The sequence below is a fragment of the Synechococcus sp. PROS-7-1 genome, assembly GCF_014279795.1.
In the GTDB taxonomy this organism is placed as follows: Bacteria; Cyanobacteriota; Cyanobacteriia; order PCC-6307; family Cyanobiaceae; genus Synechococcus_C.
The window spans coordinates 643,605-661,994 of record NZ_CP047945.1; the positions used below are offsets into that span (position 1 = coordinate 643,605).

General features: G+C 47.8%; 16 protein-coding genes. 5 read left to right on the forward strand and 11 right to left on the reverse strand.

What is annotated here, in order from left to right; translation table 11 throughout:
- Positions 1 to 164: 164 nt before the first annotated feature.
- Positions 165 to 347: a hypothetical protein gene (locus SynPROS71_RS03305; RefSeq protein ID WP_186596593.1), complete on the reverse strand. Its 183-nt coding sequence runs from the start codon at positions 345 to 347 to the stop codon at positions 165 to 167.
- Between the two features lie 67 nt (positions 348 to 414).
- Positions 415 to 1,023 carry a 30S ribosomal protein S4 gene (gene rpsD, locus SynPROS71_RS03310; RefSeq protein ID WP_011932503.1) on the reverse strand — a complete coding sequence of 203 codons (609 nt, stop codon included), beginning with the start codon at positions 1,021 to 1,023 and terminating at the stop codon, positions 415 to 417.
- 72 nt (positions 1,024 to 1,095) lie between these two features.
- On the opposite strand from rpsD, the gene yidD reads away from it, so the two are divergent.
- Genes yidD through SynPROS71_RS03325 form a run of 3 tightly spaced genes read left to right on the forward strand, consistent with a single transcriptional unit; the run spans position 1,096 to position 3,213 of the window.
- On the forward strand, positions 1,096 to 1,374 hold the full coding sequence (gene yidD, locus SynPROS71_RS03315; RefSeq protein ID WP_186596595.1) for a membrane protein insertion efficiency factor YidD: 279 nt from the start codon (positions 1,096 to 1,098) through the stop codon (positions 1,372 to 1,374).
- Between the two features lie 22 nt (positions 1,375 to 1,396).
- Positions 1,397 to 1,687, forward strand: a complete 291-nt coding sequence (locus tag SynPROS71_RS03320) for a glutaredoxin family protein (RefSeq protein WP_186597842.1) — start codon at positions 1,397 to 1,399, stop codon at positions 1,685 to 1,687.
- Between the two features lie 26 nt (positions 1,688 to 1,713).
- The gene (locus SynPROS71_RS03325; RefSeq protein ID WP_186596597.1) at positions 1,714 to 3,213 is read left to right on the forward strand and encodes a UDP-N-acetylmuramoyl-L-alanyl-D-glutamate--2,6-diaminopimelate ligase; all 1,500 of its coding nucleotides are present in this window, start codon (positions 1,714 to 1,716) and stop codon (positions 3,211 to 3,213) included.
- A gap of 232 nt (positions 3,214 to 3,445) precedes the next feature.
- Here the strand turns inward: SynPROS71_RS03325 and SynPROS71_RS03330 are convergent, their stop codons facing one another.
- From SynPROS71_RS03330 to SynPROS71_RS03345, 4 genes are read right to left on the reverse strand one after another with little or no spacing between them, the layout of a single operon-like run.
- Positions 3,446 to 4,141, reverse strand: a complete 696-nt coding sequence (locus tag SynPROS71_RS03330; RefSeq protein WP_186596599.1) for a hypothetical protein — start codon at positions 4,139 to 4,141, stop codon at positions 3,446 to 3,448.
- Between the two features lie 2 nt (positions 4,142 to 4,143).
- Positions 4,144 to 6,150, reverse strand: coding sequence for an ATP-binding cassette domain-containing protein (locus SynPROS71_RS03335; protein WP_222929540.1), 2,007 nt, complete (start codon positions 6,148 to 6,150; stop codon positions 4,144 to 4,146).
- A 47-nt stretch (positions 6,151 to 6,197) separates the two neighbouring features.
- Positions 6,198 to 8,342, reverse strand: a complete 2,145-nt coding sequence (locus SynPROS71_RS03340; RefSeq protein ID WP_370586850.1) for an ABC transporter transmembrane domain-containing protein — start codon at positions 8,340 to 8,342, stop codon at positions 6,198 to 6,200.
- 5 nt (positions 8,343 to 8,347) lie between these two features.
- The gene (locus SynPROS71_RS03345; RefSeq protein WP_186596605.1) at positions 8,348 to 9,514 is read right to left on the reverse strand and encodes an HlyD family secretion protein; all 1,167 of its coding nucleotides are present in this window, start codon (positions 9,512 to 9,514) and stop codon (positions 8,348 to 8,350) included.
- Positions 9,515 to 9,896: 382 nt separating this feature from the next.
- Here SynPROS71_RS03345 and SynPROS71_RS03350 point away from each other — a divergent pair, with 382 nt between their 5' ends.
- Together SynPROS71_RS03350 and SynPROS71_RS03355 are read left to right on the forward strand one after the other, a co-directional pair.
- On the forward strand, positions 9,897 to 11,489 hold the full coding sequence (locus SynPROS71_RS03350; protein ID WP_186596607.1) for a TolC family protein: 1,593 nt from the start codon (positions 9,897 to 9,899) through the stop codon (positions 11,487 to 11,489).
- A 74-nt stretch (positions 11,490 to 11,563) separates the two neighbouring features.
- Complete coding sequence (locus SynPROS71_RS03355) at positions 11,564 to 13,306, forward strand: hypothetical protein (RefSeq protein ID WP_186596609.1); 1,743 nt, start codon at positions 11,564 to 11,566, stop codon at positions 13,304 to 13,306.
- Between the two features lies 1 nt (position 13,307).
- Here the strand turns inward: SynPROS71_RS03355 and SynPROS71_RS03360 are convergent, their stop codons facing one another.
- The 5 genes from SynPROS71_RS03360 to SynPROS71_RS03380 all read right to left on the reverse strand — a co-directional run bounded on the left by SynPROS71_RS03360 (position 13,308) and on the right by SynPROS71_RS03380 (position 18,265).
- On the reverse strand, positions 13,308 to 14,354 hold the full coding sequence (locus SynPROS71_RS03360) for a hypothetical protein (protein ID WP_222929541.1): 1,047 nt from the start codon (positions 14,352 to 14,354) through the stop codon (positions 13,308 to 13,310).
- On the reverse strand, positions 14,351 to 15,595 hold the full coding sequence (locus tag SynPROS71_RS03365; RefSeq protein ID WP_255442330.1) for a tryptophan 7-halogenase: 1,245 nt from the start codon (positions 15,593 to 15,595) through the stop codon (positions 14,351 to 14,353). The genes SynPROS71_RS03360 and SynPROS71_RS03365 overlap by 4 nt, the downstream gene beginning before the upstream one ends.
- Before the next feature lie 346 nt (positions 15,596 to 15,941).
- Positions 15,942 to 16,775, reverse strand: coding sequence for a TSUP family transporter (locus SynPROS71_RS03370; protein WP_186596615.1), 834 nt, complete (start codon positions 16,773 to 16,775; stop codon positions 15,942 to 15,944).
- Between the two features lie 54 nt (positions 16,776 to 16,829).
- The gene (locus SynPROS71_RS03375; RefSeq protein ID WP_186596617.1) at positions 16,830 to 18,074 is read right to left on the reverse strand and encodes an aminotransferase class V-fold PLP-dependent enzyme; all 1,245 of its coding nucleotides are present in this window, start codon (positions 18,072 to 18,074) and stop codon (positions 16,830 to 16,832) included.
- Positions 18,075 to 18,091: 17 nt separating this feature from the next.
- Positions 18,092 to 18,265 carry a hypothetical protein gene (locus SynPROS71_RS03380; protein ID WP_186596619.1) on the reverse strand — a complete coding sequence of 58 codons (174 nt, stop codon included), beginning with the start codon at positions 18,263 to 18,265 and terminating at the stop codon, positions 18,092 to 18,094.
- Positions 18,266 to 18,390 lie beyond the last annotated feature (125 nt).

The following is an 18,390-nucleotide window of genomic DNA, read 5'->3' on the forward strand; positions in this document are numbered from 1 at the left end:
GAACTTTTTGTAGGGAGGTCGTGCCGAACGATGTGGCGAGTGGTAAAAATCAGTTCAACATGGCGCGAAATTTCACGGTTTCGCCATTGTTTCACTCACCTTAGTGGATTTTGTGAATGGTTGACCCATCGCCGCTCCCTGGAAAGCCGAGAGCTCTCACGTATTCAGAGATGATGAATGGTGGTCGCGCGCAGATGGACGAGCAAGCTCATCAGCGAGAGCTCGAATTGAAACGACGCGAAGCGACCTTGGAACAACAGGTCAACCATTTGGAGCTGTTGTTCAAAATTGCCGAAGAGCGACGTTGACTGGTGCCACATCTGAATAAAAAAACTCCTGCCCGCCATCGATGGAGGGGGCAAGAGTTTGTCTTGGCTCTCGGAATTGCCCCAAAAGCCAGTTGGTGACTGAAGGTTAGACCTTTCTGGAGTAGTACTCCACCACCAGCAGTTCGTTGATTTCAAGGGCGACCCACTCGCGTTCGCAGCGGCCCACCACCTTGGCGTTGAGCTTGGGTTTATCGAGCTCCAGGTGTGGCGGCACGTTGGCCAGGCCTGGAAATTCCAGGTTGCCTTCGGCAAGTTGCTTGCTGCACTTGCGCTCGCGGATTGCGATCACATCGCCAGGCTTGCACTGATAGCTGGCGATGTCGGTGACACGACCATTCACAGTCACGTGTCCGTGGTTCACCAGCTGACGGGCACCGGGGACGGTGGGGCCGAATCCGAGGCGGAAGCAGACATTGTCGAGACGGTTCTCGAGCAGTTTCAGCAGGTTGGTTCCAGTGGAACCCTCCTGGGCGCGCGCTTTCTTCACATAGCGCACGAGCTGACGCTCGGAGACTCCGTAGTTGAAGCGGAGCTTTTGCTTTTCTTCGAGACGGATCGCGTATTCAGAGCGCTTGCGACGGGCTTGGCCGTGCTGACCGGGGGGATAGGACCGCTTTGCGGCCTTCCGGGTGAGACCGGGGAGGTCTCCCAAGCGCCGCGTGATCCTCAGGCGAGGGCCGCGGTAACGAGACATAGGGGAAGGAATGGTTGGACCTTCGCGCCGCTGGCACGCCATGCTGAACGCAGTGTCAGCATCGCGATCAACATGCGCGAATCGACCATCTTATCGGGCGATCGGAACACCTTCTTTGTGGGGCGCATCAATCGTGCGCTTGCTCAGGTGATGTTGGCCCTGATTGGCTTCTATCGCCGCTGGTTCTCGCCGCTGCTCGGCCCGCGCTGCCGCTTCATCCCGAGCTGCAGCGCTTATGGGCTCGAGGCGATCCAGCGACATGGTCCCTGGCGGGGCGGCTGGCTCACGTTGCGCAGAATCAGCCGTTGCCACCCTCTCACCCCCTGCGGGTGTGACCCCGTACCGGATTGATCGGCTTGTGGTTCACCCTTCCATGCTTCACGTGTTGACGCTCTACAGCCGCCAGGGCTGCTGTCTGTGTGAAGGGCTTGAGCAGCGGCTTCATGCCCTTGATCTCACAGCTCTTGAGCCTCCGCTTGCTCTGCAGGTGGTGGATATTGATGCCCCTGGGGTGGAACCTGGCCTGAAGGCTCGTTATGACCTCGAGGTTCCAGTTCTGGCTCTGAACAGCAGCCCCCTGCCACGGGTGTCTCCCCGTCTTTCCGGAGAGGGACTGTTCAGCTGGTTGCAACGGGTCTGCGCCAACGCTGCAGGATCGGTCTAGAACGATCTCTCATTCAGGGATTGGTGATGACGCAGACGCTCCATGCCCTGCTCAATGCCGTGGGTTTGCCTATGCCTGCTGGGGTGGCGAATGCAACGGTGACAGCACTCACCTGTGATTCCCGCTGCGTTGGCAAGGGCAGCCTGTTCATCGGCCTGCCTGGAGAACGGGTGGATGGAGGCAGCTTCTGGCCTGCGGCACTGGCCTCGGGTGCCGCAGCGGTCCTGATCGGTGAGCGGGCGGCAGCGGCCCATCCACCGGCCCCTGGAGATTCCGTACTCGTAGTGCCGGATCCCGTGGCCTTCTGGGCTGGGGAGCTGGCGTCGGCCTTCTGGCAGCGGCCCTCCATGCGTATGGAGTTGATCGGTGTGACCGGCACCAATGGCAAAACCACCACCACCCACCTGATTGAACATCTCAGCCAGGCGTGCGGTCGGCCTGCTGCTTTGTTTGGAACCCTGGTGAATCGATGGCCCGGCCACAGCCTCACCGCCACGCACACAACAGCGGCGGCCGATCGCTTGCAGGCTCAGCTGGCGGAAGCCCTGGAAGGGGGCACCCAGGTGGCAGCCATGGAAGTGAGCTCCCATGCCCTCGATCAGCAGCGCGTGGCGGGATGTCGCTTCTCGGGAGCCGTCTTTACCAATCTCACCCAGGACCATCTCGACTACCACCCGTCGATGGAGGCCTATTTCGAGGCCAAGGCCCTGTTGTTCGCTTCGCCCTATCTGGTGGGCGAGGGGCCCAGGGCGGTGGTGAACGTGGATGATCCCTGGGGCCTGCAGCTGGCGGATCGGTTGGGTGAGCGAGCCTGGCGATGCAGTCTTGAGCACGAAGCTGATCTGACCATGGGCGACTTGCGCATGACGTCCAACGGCGTGGATGGAATGCTTGTCACGCCTCTTGGTGAAGGCCGGTTCCACTCACCGCTGGTGGGACGCTTCAATTTGATGAATCTTCTGCAAGCTGTGGGTGCCCTGCTTCAGCAGGGATTGCCCTTGGCCCTGCTGTTGCGCTCTCTTCCTTCGTTCCGCGGCGTGCCAGGTCGGATGGAACGGGTTGTTGTGACTGGCTCAGCCGCAGAGGATCATCCCGCCGTGCTTGTGGACTATGCCCACACACCGGATGGTTTGCGCAACGCACTGGAGGCCTGTCGTCCCTTTGTGAGGGGGCAGTTGATCTGCGTGTTCGGCTGCGGCGGTGATCGCGACCGGGGCAAGCGACCGCAGATGGCGGCCATCGCTGCTGCGCTGGCGGATCGGGTGGTGGTGACCTCCGATAATCCGCGAACGGAGGATCCTGGTCAGATTCTTGAGGATGTGGTGGCCGGTCTCCCGGCCGTTGCCGAGCGTCAGGTTGAGGTCGATCGTGCCAAGGCCATTGCCTTGGCGATCGCGCAGGCGCGCTGCGGTGATCTGGTGTTAATCGCCGGCAAGGGGCATGAGGATTACCAGATCCTCGGCACTGAGAAAGTGCATTTCGATGATCGGGAAGAGGCGGAGCAAGCTCTGCGCCACTGGCCCTGACCCTGTCTAACAGGTCATGTTTCCTAGTGAACGCATAGATATCGTCGTCTCAGGCAGATGCGGGTAAGCACTCTGAACCAAACTGTGGACGATATCTACAAACATTGAGGGTTGAGCGAGGTGCTGCTCAAAATGTTCTCATCCGCCTCAGATCGACCTGACTTCCATGCCTTGTTTGCAATACGTCCTGTGCGCTAATGCAAGGGTAAGGTAATATTTTTTGCTAGTTCGTTCATTCCAGGATTGATTTTAACGCATCATTCTGAAGGGTCAGATAGTTAGACCTCCATGAGTAGGAAATGCCGATGCAAGCTGTGAGATTGAGAGTGGCATGAAAGTATCGATCGGGTATGAATAAAGCCTCACCTTCTTTGGTTCGTATGAATTGTGCTCCTTTCAACTGGGGCCATAGTTTTTTGATTTCTACGTCAAACCATTTTGAAAGCGACTGCGAACTTGGCCCAGAAATCTCATGGTTGAATTTTGTAAGAGCAGAACTGTTTTGCACCGAATGGGGTGCGAGAAACCAGAGTTTTTCTCCTTGAAGGCATTCGAAACAGGCACGAGTATGTTGATGAACGTGGGTTCCGGTTCCACGACTGCCGGCAAAAAAACGCGCCATTCGAATCTGGTTATATTGTAAGTCAATCGTCTGCGGACCACCTATTCTAGAGTAAATTTCTGGGCTCAAAATAGATCCTTCAAATAGGAATGGATGTGAAACATAATTGCCGCAATCTTGTTGAGTTTGGTTGAGTTTTTCAAGGAATAAATCAAGCTGAAGCCAGCCATCGGGTTCGTTGACATAAGCATCAGATGAGTATTCGACAAAAATTCGCTGTTTGTTGCAGGCTTCGTATATCAAGCGCAGTTTGTGCTTGGAAATTTTCTGGAGATAAGGTTTGAGGAAATGCTGTTTTTGGTCCATTCTTACGACTCTTGATCTAGGTATTTGTTTTGAGTTTCAAGGCGAATAACTTCGTTGAATGAGTCTTCTGCGCTGAGGCGATGTAGGCAAGAAATGTGAATCGAACAGGATTGATGCAGCTTGTTCAATAGACTTAGATGGCTTTCTTCGTCTAGATACGATGTGGGTTCATCTGATAAAAGAACAGTTGGTTGGCCTAGCACAACGCGCGTGATGTGCAGGCGTTGCAGTTCTGCATTGGAGAGATCTTGGGAAGATTCACTTAAGTTGGTCTGGAGACCCATGGGTAGGCCTTTGAAGATTTGCTTGCAAGCACAATTATTTAAAGCCTCAATAATTTCGTCATCTGGATGATGATTCCAAGGGTCTAAAAATTCGCGTATGGTTGCACCGAAAAGTTTTGGACTCTGAGGAATAACCATGATTCTAGCGAAGTTTTTGATACTTTGTTTGTGCGACAAGAGAGTGTTGTTAATGATGATATCCCCCTCACTAGCATCATGAATTCCACCGAGCACTTTAATCAGCGTTGATTTACCTGACCCAGGCTCACCTGTGATTGCATATTTTCTTCCCTTCTCAAAAATAAGATTTAAGTTGCTAATGATGTTATATTTTGTATTGGTGTGCTTGTAAGCGATTTGTTTGAGTTCAATAGATTGGATTGGTTCAAACGGATCCATCGGCGAAGAAGGCTGCCACGAAAGTCTTAGGTGTTCAAATTGCTCAAGACCTCGTAAACTATTTTTACTGAAGTAAGTTGGCAAGGCAATCATGAGCGAGGAAATAGCCTCGGCTACTTGCGAAAAACCCGAAGAAATAAAAGAAAATGCTGTGAACATCACTAGATATTTTCCTTGCGATATTCCAGTAGTTGTTGAATAAGCAAATAGGATTAATGCAACCAACAGTGAGCTTACGATTCTCGAGAAAAGAACTCCATAGCTGCTCCATTGATTGACGGATCGAATCATCTTGTAATATCGATTTTTCGTATTTGTAAATGATTGATCGAATAAAGCTTCAAGCCCCATCGATCGGATTTCATTGATGTAGCGAACCGTATCAATAATAATTTGATTGTTTTCTGCTTGATTCCGAATCAATTGAAATGATATTCGACCTGTTATGTATCCAGATACAAGTGAAACCCATGCAGGAAGAGAGCTTAATAAAAGAATTAAAAAAACGATTCTTGGCTCTAGCAGGTAGAATCCAAAAACGACCATATAGGTTCCAATTGTCAGTAATGCTATAGGTATCGAAATCAAAAGTGCTCTTGCACTGGAAGTAAATGCCAGAGCTGTCTTGAAATTTTGTTCCCACAGGCTTAGTGATAATGATGGAAGTGCACTTGGCTTCGCAGCCAAATAGCGATTAACTAAACTAATGAGTCCATGGAAATCAATAGATGATTGCGCAAATGTAATAGAGACCGTTGAAACTGTTTTGAATAATGTGCCAATTAATTGGCTAGTGAAAAGACCAATGCAAATTATAATCAATTGATTGATTTGACCCGTTGGTATTAACTGATCAAAGATGGGCCCCATTGCTAAAACTGGCAATGTTGATAATAGTGTGAATATTGACAAGCCGACTAAGCTCAACACATAGCTTTTCCAACGAGCTGTAATTTGCCACCATGAAAGCTCTAGTTTGCTTAATTTTCGTTGCGGCAATGAAGAAACCAGAGAGAAAAAATTGCAATTTTCACAAACTTGATAATCTTGCTGAAGAAATAACTTGTATCTTTGATATGAATTAATATAGCACCACTTACTGTCCTTTTTATTGATAACTAGGATCTTCATTGGCAAGGAGGCAAGTGATTTAAATATCGGCTGTCGATCAAACTTAATAACTAATATCTTTATTTTAGATTCCATAAATGTAAGGCATTTGCTTGAGTCAGCATGATTCAGAGACTCGATTTGATGCATTACCGCATCTTCCTCTAATGCACTCATGCCCAGGCACAGAACAGGATCTTTAACGATCTTTTGCATGATGTCTGCGGGATCACCCCAGCCCAAATTTTCTGGATTCGATTGCATCATTTTTCGCTTCTCCTCAATCGATGGATTTGACCTTGCGTTAATGTATAGGAGTGAATCTTATTCAATAAATCATTGTCATTATCAACAAGAAAAATAGCACGTTTTTGATATTTAATAATCCCCTCAATAAAAGTGTCTTTAAGCTTTATTGGCAAGCTGTCAAGCACATTATCTATGATCAACACTTTAGGTTGACGGATTAAAGCCCGAAGCACCTGCATGATCACTTTCTCTCCGCCGCTCAAGTTTTTGCAATCATTCAGTGGACGATTTAGGTCTTTGAAAAGGTTTAAATTGGAAAGCCCTAAATGTTTTATCATGGCCATTATTTGTTCAAAGTCGCTTTCTTGAAATGGATCTATATTAAACATCAATGAGTTTTTAAATAACAAAGGCTCTGCCTCCACCATCAAAATTAACTGATTAAGTCTCTTCCCAGATTGCTGATTAATATTTTCGCCAAATATTTTAATTTGTCCGGAATTAGGTCTTATACGACCTGATAGTAACTTCCCCAAGGTTGTTTTCCCCGATGATTGGCCTGCAGCAATAGCGATTGGAAATGCAAGCGTATTAAGCTTGCATGATGCATGAAGAAGAATATTTTTACTGAATAACGAATATTTAAAGCTAACATCTTCCATTTGTAGAATTTCAGATTCGTGCGGTTGATGAATTGCAATCGCAGGTTGATTGCCAAATGCGGGATTGTATCTCCCATCCAGTGGTGTTGTGGTAAGGTCTTCTAGTCGCTTATACGCAATCAATGTCTCTTGCAGATTTTGAATCGTTGAAGCGAGTCCAGATAATGGTGCTAAAGACATGCTCACTAAAGTATCTAAAGCGGCATATTGACCAAGTGTGATTTGGCCATTGAGAATCAGTAGTGACGCCGCAAATAACAGAACAACCGTGGATAGGCTATCAATTAGGCTGAGAAAAAAACCTTGTTGTGCATAGGTAATATTCAATAGATTCTCCGATTGCTGCGCAATAATCAAGCTCTGCGTATATCGTGATAGGTGAAGATGCTCTTGCCCTTCCATCTTGATTTGATCATATCCATTGATGATTTGATACAAATCTGATTGATTTTTCGCTAATGATTGCTGACTTTCTTGTTGAAGACCAACCTGAACTGGTATCATTACGATTGATGCTGTAATGATAATGGCCATCAAGCAAGCAATGAAGATAAATAACCAAAATGAAGTTGCTAGTAATATAAAGAACAATATGAATAGATTAATAGCTGCGATCAGCAGCGTAATTAGAGAGGATTGATTCGCAAGTAAGAGTTGGTCAAGATTTTCAAACTTTGCGCTAATGTCTCCGGTATGTCGGCTTAAAAAATAGTTTTCTGGAAGTCTAATTAATTTACGATAAAAGTATTGATTGAGCCTTAGGCTTAATTGACTGATTCCAAAGCATATACACCCGAAGAGTAAAAAAGTTCCAAGACCACAAACAATTGCAATTATTATTTGAGAAATAGCAAGCGACCGACTCCATTGCGGAAGATTGAGCTCAACAACCCATGTAAAAAAGATATTTAAAATTTGTGCATTTGCAAGCTCAAAAGTCGCAATAACGATCAAAAGAAGCGCGATAATGGTGAGAAGAGAAGCAGAAAAACTTTGCTTTACACTAGTAAGCCAAATCGCTTGTTTTTTTGAGTGATTGTTTGCATTGCTTGTCAGTGGACGCTCGTCAATCTTTCGTCCAACAAGAGCGTAGGGATCGATATTGCAAGCCAAAATGTTCTTTTCAATCTCTAAAAAACCGGTGGCTGGGTCATGTACGATGAAGTGCGACTCTGTTTTTTCAAGGATCAGAATAAAATGTTTACTATTCCAGCAAACAATTGTGGGCAATTCTAAGCTTGCGAGCACATCCACTTCATTCCTTGTGTTGTGAAGTACGATGCGAATCCCAATATGCTCTGCAAGTCTTAGCAGTTGGCTTGCATTAATTCCTCCATGACATGATCCATAGATTGCTCGAATTTGTTGTAATGAGATATTGACATTTAACGAGTGTGCCATCATTGCTAGGCAGACTAACCCACACTCAGATTCATCAGATTGAAAGATTAGTCGTGTGCTTTTGTTTGTAGATAATCCGAGGATTGAGTTCATCATAGAAGTTACCTTCCATACCCTAGATTTTTTCTCATTAGTGGCACCAAATAGCTAATCGGAGTCCATGTGTCGTAAATACAATCCACAGTCGCGGCTCCACCTGTCTTGAATCCCCAACTTGGAGGACGTTGGGTTGTCCATTGAAGATTTCCCTTTTTAGTGCGATCCATAGTAATTACAAGCAAGTATGGAAAAGCAGAAAATTCTTGGAAAGTAGACCGGTTTGTCAATTCTGCGAAGAGAGAATTAGCAGTGTATTCAAGGCCTAAGATTCTCGTTAATTCCTGCGGATTTGTTGGGAGCTCCCCTACCGACTTTACTTTTGCGAGGATGTAGCCATATCGAGACGCAGGTGTTTCAGCTGGACTTAAAAAACATCGACTCCCTTTCTTAAGTCTTTTAGCTGCTTCTGCTGAGAGAAGAAAAACTCCTAACTCAGGTCCATCCTTTAAAGCAATTGTGGCAACTGTCTGCCCTTCTTGTAGATAATCACCTTCATTCACATCAATAACACTGACAACACCATTTGTACCTGAGAGGATATCTTGCGAGAGTTTTAGTTGGTTATTCGCAATCTCGGCATTGTTATCACTAGTTATTTGAGAAGACTTGGCAGAAATTTTTAACTGTATTAGCTCAGATTGTTTCTGCTCAATGGATCCTTGCAATTGCATCAGTTGTGTTTTAATCTCATCGACCTGATTCAGCTGAGACAAATACTCTGCTTGACTGATGTCTTGATTGCCAACTAGTTTTTGATATCGATCAAGCTGTTCTTGATTCAAAGTCAATTGCTGCTGAAGAGTCTCTTGGGTTTGGAGCAATCCACCGATGCTTTTTTGGGTTGAAATTAACATTTCATTGAGCTGTTCTGGTGTCATTGCATTGGTTAGATCTTGAATTGCTTCATTCGATGCTGCTTGAATTTTCTGAACCTGGTTATCAAGACTGACGAGAGCTTGTCCTTTGGTAACGCGTTGTCCTGTGTCAATATGGACTTTATTCACTCTTCCGGAAATCTGAGCGTATGCACGAACATTTTTTCCTTGATTAAGTGTAAATCCAATACCACCAACGGTTGCATTCACACGATAAATACAAGCCCAGATCAAAAAACAGCCACTTATCGCTATCAAGCCGTAGCTCGCTAGACCAAAAGGCTGTTGTGTCACGAACCCAAGAAAGGGATAAACCTTCTTCAGTCGCTTCGTGTTAGATCTCATGTAGGTAAGATAGCTGTCATTACTTGATTGGCAATCATATGTTTTGTTTCCTTTCTGCTCTGGTGGGAGTTTGCTTCTCAATTGCCACATTTATGGTGCTCGTTGCTTTTGCTTCTGATGGGGCTAAAATTTGAGAATTAAACAGATATCTTCTATGTCTAGGCGTTTTTTCAATACATTTTGGGTGTCTTGTACTCTTCTTGTTGGCATTTTTCCAACTGGCTCAAGCAAGGCAGATCAGTTACTACCACTTGACGTATCGGATCTAACCCTTGAGATCTCAACCTCCAATTCCCATTCATATCAAAAACTCTCGCAACTGCTTTCGGTCATGCCGCCTGAAGTGAAGGAATCGATTAGTCCAGTCCGATTCCAGCCTGACGCAGGCATGAATTCCTATGAATTTGCTGGATTGAGCTTCCAATGTGATCAATTATTTGGCTCTCACATCGTCTATTCGTTGTCCAGTCAGCGATGTCGCCCTTATGACCCGTCATTGGATCATCACGCTCTTGGCTTTAAAAACCTACTTTTGAGATCAGTCGTTTTATCTCCTTCTATTGCTGCCTCGCTCAGCACTGTTGACTCCAACCGTTGGCTGGTTCGTCAGTCGTTTAGTTCTTGGTATCCATCATTGAGCTTATCCTCTGGTTCCTTGATGTCTGTCAATATTTCCAATACTCAAAATTACACTTCTTCCGGTTCTGGTGGATCAAATCCATCTGCAAGCGGCACTTCCTTTCAACCTACAACAGAGATCGGTAATAGCCGTCGTAGGATTTCTCAGACTCAGATGAATCAAGATAACTCTGGATTGGTGCCACCATATACTCAGACTTCATCTTACTTGCAAGCATACCCAGTTTTAACACTTAATTGGCAGCTCTTTGATTTATCACGATCATCCTCAATATCTGCTTCAAAAGAACAGCTCACTGCTTCACAGTTCCAGGCTTTGGATCAAGCTAGGCAAACAATTCTGTCTGTTGCGACCCTTTACAGTCAACTTCAAGCTTCTGAATACCAAATAGCTACAATTTTATCACTTTGCGTCTCTTCTCAAAAGTTACTGGAACGCTATCAAAATCAATTAGAGCAAGGCTTAATTTCTAAAGCTGTATTTCTATCACAACGCTCCAATCTGGAATTATCAAAAAGTCAGTTGATGTCTGCAGTTGCCACCTATCAATCGACTTTAGAGCAGATTAAAGTCTCAGCAATGATCTCTCAAATGGCGACTAATTTTGTATTGCCGCAAACACTTGCATTGCCTCAATCTTGGCCAATCAGCCTCGATCAGACAAAAGAACTGGTTTCTCAATATCCCAGTATTTTGGCTTATGAGCACCAAGCTCGTCAGTATTCTCAACTATCTCAGGGTAGTATGAACGGTTACTGGCCTGTGATTTCCATCCTTGGATATCTCACCTATGTCGGTACACAAGGTAGTCAAGATTACTCACCCCCACAGCAGCCGTCAGGTGCGTGGTCTTCACAGGTATCTAATTACATCGGCCTGAATTTTACCTGGAATATTTTCGATGGGTTTTCTTCTTATAACCAGGCCCGTAGTTACGCCTCTCAATCTTTGTCTTACACACAACAGAGCCTTGCGGAAAGTCAATCGTTGTTGTCTGAGGCAATGTCGAGTATTGAAGAAATTAAATATACCTTGCCATTATTGACGTCACTTGATTCTAGTTATCAAGCTGAGGCACAGGCTTACTACTCATACTTGCTGAGGATGCAAGCTGGCATTGATGACTATTCAGTCATTTTTCAATCCCAACAACAGCTTTCTTCTTTGTTGTCTTCTTATAGTTCTTCTTATCAGAACTTATTCTCATCTTACTTTCAGTTGATTGCTCTGACAGGGATGCATCTAAATGCTTCTTTTTTTCATCAATACCAAGACGGGAATTAATCCTGAATTCTTTCGATACTTTTTTGTAGTTTTGATGTTGATTGCTAGGTTGAATTATCCCATCCATTCTTGTTATGGCTGCAAGTGTTGCGCTGGACGAGTTTTTGGCGTTCATACTTTTACTTCAGTCCAGACAGGCTTTGCGTCGTCGCTTCCTACAGCTACCGAGTAGAGAAGCAAGAGGCCAGATGATGACCAGGCTTGGTTTTGACAAGTTCCAGATCTGGGCAGCTTTGGATACTCTTAATTTTGATGCAGACGGGAAAACATATACCTTTGCGTCCTGGATTGCTGATCGTCAGAAAGGAAATGGAGCGCCAATTATTCCTTTCTCAACGATTATTGATAGTGCTCGCCAATTGGGTGCTGACGATACCCATGCCTCGATACGTATTCAGTTGTTATCGCTACAAGGGACGCTCCGTGCCGTTGCTGGTGGTTCCGGTCGGCCTGCACCTCAACGTTCTGGGAACGTATCGGCTGCATTCGCTGGTGGGCGTCAATTGGAATATGAGCCCCTCCAAGATTCCCAGGGTTTTGATGATCGCCAGCCCTTGAGTGTGGAGCCTGATTTCTTTTCAGATCAAACAACGGGGCCCGCTTCGAGTGACGTTCCCGGCGTTCTTAATATGTCTGATGATGTATTTGAGGGGGGTACTCCACAAGCATTTCGTGAGGACTTTACCTCTGATTCAACGTCTGATCGTTCTGAAAGTAATTCCTTTTCACCTGACCAAACTCAAGTCTCCCCGGATCGCGTGGAGCCGTCGGACTCGTCAGGCTCACAGATCCAAGAGTCATCGTCTCGTGATGACTTGTCGCGTGCGGAATTTGGTTCTTCGTTTGACTCTGCCGCTATGGGAGAGGATTCCGGCACCGTTTTGAGCAACGCGCGTGAGCAAATCGATCAGAAAACTTCAATTCCGATCGACTGGACTAGTTCTTCTGTTGATGTTTATGATGGAAAATATGGGGAAGTTTCACTCTCTGCAAGTATCGATGGTACGTTGAATCCTTCAATTGAGCGAGATGGAAAGGGTGACTATAGTCTCACACTTGATCAGTCTGACTTAGATTTTAATCTCACACTCAGCGCCGAAGGTACATATACAAAGGAAATTCCTCGTTATAACCTCGAGCTTTCTGCAACATTGGGGACAAGCTTAACGCTGACACTCGAAAAAAATCCAGGACAGCAAGGAATTAGTGGTTATAATATTTCTTCCTCTGGTTTGGAGCTGGAGATGGTTGCCGGCTTTATTGTTAATCCTGAATACAATGGCGTTTATTTATCTGCTTCAATTGACCCTGAATTGAGTTGGACAATTGATGCCTCGCTGCAGGATGGCATTCAGGTTGCCAAGCCAGAATTTGGTTTGAACTTTGACTATAGCCTCAACAAACCCGATTTCTTGGATGCGGTGACGGGTGCATTTGAGAATGTTGGTGACGAATTTGCTGACTTTTTCAAGAACCCTTCTTGGTCTAGTTTTGTCGATAGTGTTGACTCGTTGGTCAATCTAGGTGAGTTTCTGACGAGTCCGGAATTTATGAATTGGGCTGTCAATCAAGCGGCTTCGTATGTGACCAGTGTTGTTAACGAGGCTTCTGCATATGCTCAACAGCTCCTTTCAGATGCCTATGCAGGGCTTCAATCGACCGTGGACGAGGTGACATCTGCAGTTAGTAACGCTGCCGATGAAGCCTGGACAGCCGCAAGTGATTGGACGTCTGACGCGAGTAGTTGGGCGTCGGATGCCTGGGATTCCACCTCTGACTGGGCTTCAGATACTTGGGACGATGTGTCCTCATGGTGATCTAGCCGCTTGCTTGATTGATTCGCTCGTTCCATTGTCTCCAGATCTCTAAGGCTTCCTCGTCAGTGATCTTTGAATTATTCATTTGATATTGTTCATGTTGAGCTAATGTTTCATTGTTTTCTATTTTTTCTAGATAGTTTATGCCTAGAGTCTGTTTTAGCCATGTGTCTGACGCGTGGTAGTAGTTAGAGAAGCCTATTGCTTGTTCTTTTGTTGCTTTGTACTTGGTGTGTCCTTGGCAATTCTTGATCACATGGTCGATGAAGCGGAATCTTTTTTGGCTTTGAACTTTAATGCTATTTGCTATCATGTAGCGATTTAGGCTTGTTATGATCTGAAGTCCATCTACGCTAAGACTTTGATTTGATCGTGGCGTTTTGTCAAAGGCTTCCCTCCATGCAATATCTGTTTTCTCGCAAAAGTCTTGGAGCAGTTTTCCATTCTGCTGTAGTTCATCAAAGTTGCTGACTTTTAAATGATCTGGTTGAAATGCTCTTTGCCACATCGTGATGGTTTTTTTGTGATTGCATAGGTTTCGGTAATAGGCTGGACTTTCGATGCCAAACTTGGGTTTACCCATTTTCACCTCTGTTGACATCATTGATATGGCAGCTCTAATTGGTTTTCGTACATAGAGGAGAAGATTGATTTCCTTGAAGTATTCTCTAAGCATTTCGGCGAGTGACGTTATTTCGTGTTCTGCCTGCAGTGTGTGTTGGAGGAATTCGCTTGAAATGATCCATTTCTGAGTTGTCTTGCTTTCAATTTCTCCTTTTAGTTTGTATTCTAGCTCAGCTTTGAATTGTAGGCGTTTATGTGCCGAATCTAAGTTATTGTTTTTGGCGAGGAAGTCTAGTTTATGATTTGTGCTGTAAAACATCAGGGCCAATTTGTAGTGCGAGTAAGCTCCAAGGCACTGTGGTGTCTCAATGGATTGTTTGGTTAGCTCTCTGTGTTGCGTGTGTAAAAATGTTTGAATTGTTGAGCTGCCTGTTTTTGGGAGCCCGATGTGAAGAGTTAGTTTGCGTTTTTTTTGCATGATCATTCGATGCTTCTGCGAATTGCATCGAACGAGTGAGCATTCCATGCAAAAAACATTTGATCTCTTCCCTTGCTGGGTTTTCTACTGCATTCTTCTGTGTACTGTGTGTCTCGCCAAATCAAGAATTCTCGGGCTGTTGCTTTGCTGACCTGATTATTGACTAATCGTTCATGATTTCGCTTGGCTTTTCTCCAGTAGTCAGTGTTGTAAATTGACCCGTTAGAGTAGTGCCAGCTTACGAACAATGCGATCCTCTCCATGTTGCTTGACGCGATCGAGTTGAAGCGCTGCTCACTTCTTGCGATCATCCAGTAATTTCCACTTATGCGCTCTCGATTTTTGATATGTGCTGCGATCAGTTTGCAGTGATGAATTGTCAACTCAATAGTTGTCGCTTCTAGGGGTTCGATAAACCCAGCTCGATTCCCTAGGCTGTACACTCTTCCTTCCAGGTGTTTATCTCCTAGATGACTCTCAAATTGAACCGTTTTCCTTGTGTTGATTGCAAGCAGGCCCCTCTCCTCAAGGTAGCGGTCTAAATCTTGGTTGATGACTTTTGCAGTACTCAGGCTTGAGTCATGGACGTATCCAATTGATAGCCTATTGTTAAGAGGTATCTGAAAAATCCAACCGAATGGTCTTGCGACTGCTTTTGTGGTTTTTAAGTTAGGCCGAGGTGATGAGTCTAATTTTTCCTCTTGACATTTTTGTAAAGTTGCCATATTGGCTATTAAGGGCCGTGCTTTTTCGCCCTGTGGATTCTTTTCTGCATGTTTGAAGCCCCGGCAATCAATCACATAGTCAAAGAGTTCTTTCTCTCCTCGATCAAGCTCTACTGCAACTTTTTGATGATTTTGTGCTAGGTGCTCTGATGCTGTTCGCTTGATTACATTGATATCAATATTCCTTAGTAGGATATTTGCAGTCTTGGCGGCATCAAAGTGGTAGGAATAGCCTATTCCTGTGGGTGTAAAGAGGTGATTGTATTTCTTTGCATGGTTGCCCCAGTTTTCAAAGCAAATGCCTCTTTTTTTGGTGGCATTGGCTTCGTTCGTCATGATCTCTGCTGTGATGTCTTCTTCGTCTAGCCATCGACGAAACCATGGGCCTCCGCCCTCCCCGACTCCAATGGTTGGGATCACAGGTGAGTGAATGATACAGATTGTGGCGTTGGGAAATTGGCGCCTCAGCATGCGCGTTGCGATAGCTCCTGCCGTTCCCGCTCCAAGAATGGCTAGCCGCATTGAGACATACTCTTTTTCGAAAGCTAGTGCTTTCTTCTTTGATGATCAGCACTTTTTAAGGCCTTCGGCTCTTCTTGAGATTTGCTTAGGGTTCTAGCTCAACACAGAGTTGGTGCTGTGTCTTCAACCTCGTCCCTCTCTACGGCTCTCTCTCTGAGTGATTCTCATGCATCCGCTTTTTGATTAATTCGCATTGAGAGGTCGTCATCACGCTCTCGTGACGGATTGATTGGGTTGTTGTGCCGGTCCCGCCGTTGTTATCCACCTGGTTCGTTTCTCTTCTCTTGTTGATGACCGCGACTTTTCCAAGCTCATTGCCCTGCGCCACTGGCGGTGAGATCGCTGTTCAGATCAGCGTGTCCAGAACACGCAGGCAGGGAATCCGGCCGATCAGCAACCCAAGGCTGACTGCAAATCCCATCACGAGCAGCAGCACATAGAGACCGAAGAACTGGGTTTCTGAGGCCTTCAGGAAAAACCGTTTTCCAGCAAGGCTGCCGGCCAGTGTGACTGGAATCAAGATTAAGCCGGCGGTCGCGTTGATGGGAGTGAGCAGTCCCAGGCTGATCAGAGGGATCAGCTTGAGGATGTTCTGAACCAGCATGTAACTCAGCTGGGCAGGCACAAAGGTCCCTCGGTTCAGCCCGTGGCGCAGAAAGTAGAGCGTCATCAGCGGGCTGCCGGTGTTGCTCACGGTTTGGCTGATACCCACCGCTGATCCCATCAGCACGAGACCGCTGGCGCGGGGGGCTTCAGCTCCTCCGCCGAGGTGCGCCAGCCTGTCCCTTAGGACCAACAGCAGGCCATACACCAGACAGAGCAGGGCCACGAGCAGTTCGAGGCGCCGGTGTACCTCGGCTTCCTCCCCGTTGGAGACCAGACCCCAGAGGATCAGTCCGCCGATGGCAGTGCCGATCGCTGCACTGGGTAAGAGGGGCAGGAGCAGAGTGCGTCGCGCTCCTGCGCGATGCTGCCATACACCGAGCAGGGCCGCTGGAAGCATCAGTAGCGCCACAACGGCTACACCGTTCACAGCGCCGATGGCGAAGACCATCAGAGGTGAGGCGATGAATCCCCCTGTGCCCAGGCCACTGCGGCCGAATCCCATCAGAAAGGCTGAAAGGATCGCGAGAACGACGGCGAGCCACGGGATGGGCTGGCTGAAAAAGGTTTCCAGCAATGGATTAGCCCGTTCGGATCAAACCTAGCAATGAACGCTTGCGTTGCGCTGGCGTTACGTCCATGACGCGGTGACGTGGCGAATGGCGTTGGCGAGGGTCTGCAGTTCGCTGTCGTTGCTGCACACGTGGGTGCAGGCTCTCAGGCAGCTCGGATCGGCGAGGTCGCGGATCCAGATTCCTTGCTCTCCAAGTCGTTTCACCACCTGAGCTGGTTGAAGCGTGGTGGTGTTCGGGTCAAGCTCAAAACTCACTAATCCTGCAGCGGGAGGACCATCGAGCAGAGGCACCACCCCAGGAACGTTCGAGAGCTCTTGCCAGAGACGCTCACTCAGAAGGCGAATGCGTTCCAGGCGCTGGCCTGGTCCCCCCTCTTGTTCCAGTTGATCCAGGGAACAGCGCAGCCCTGCCATCAAGGGCACGCAACTGGTGGCCACTTCGAACCGGCGGCTGTCGGCGTGGAAAGGATGGGGATCGTCGAGGGACGCTCGGGTTTCATCGCGCAGGCTCCGCCATCCGATCAGGGTTGGGTTGGACTCCTCCAGAACGCGCTCCGACAGAGCGACGCCGCCAAGCCCCTCAGGTCCGCAGGCCCATTTGTGACCCGTGAAGGCATAGATGTCTGCGGCAGCAGCAGCCTCATCCACTGGAATCTGGCCCATGCTCTGGGCGGCATCCACGAGCAGAAACGGTTGGCCCGGGTGCTGTTGAAGTTGGGCGGCGACGGCCGCGATCGGCATCCGCTGGCCGGTGTTCCAGAGCAGATGGGAGAGCACCACCAGGCGGGTTTTTGCCGTGAGCTGCTGCTCGAGGGCCTCCAGCACGGCGGCGTCCGTCTGGTCCTGATCGTTGCGCCCTCCCCGCAGATGCTTCACGGGAAGGGCGTGCACGCTAAGGCCCATGCGGCGGGCAAGTTCCAGGCAGGCTGCCACGACACCGGGGTGCTCGCAGTCGCTGATGAGGATGTGATCGCCTTTGCTGATAGGGAGTCCCCAGAGCGGCAGAACGCAGCCACTGGTGACGTTTTCACTCAGGGCCAGGCGATGGGGAGGGACGCCGCAAAGCATGGCCAGCTGAGCCCGCGTGCTGTTCACTTCGGCGCTGATGTAGGGCCAGACATCCGTGGTGAACGGACCCAGCTGCTGAATTCGTTTCCAGCTGGCTGTGATCGCATCCAAAGAGGGATCGGGCAAGGGTCCCTGCCCCCCGTAGTTGAAATAGGTCTTGCCGCTAAGGGCTGGACAGAGATCTCTCAGCATGCGATCAGGCTGGGTGGCATGGATGGGTCGGTTCAGGCTCATGATCGCGAACCTCCTCTTCAACTCGCATCACGAAGCTGCCGGGTGCAGGAGATGGTGCAGTCTCTGTCGTTGAGATCGCATTCGCTGATGCAGTTGAAGTAAACCTCCACGGCATCCCAGGTGGTTTCGCGATCTTTTGAATCCACCAAGACCTGCACCGATTGGATCCGATGGCACTGACTTTGGTTCATGACCGGCTCTGCTGACTGGTTTCAGCTTCCTCCTGCTGAAGGGTGAGAGCGCGCCAGGCAACGAGCGGGTTCCCACCCGGTGGATCTGCCTATCCCATGGCTACGTTTCCGGTGCGGAGAGATCC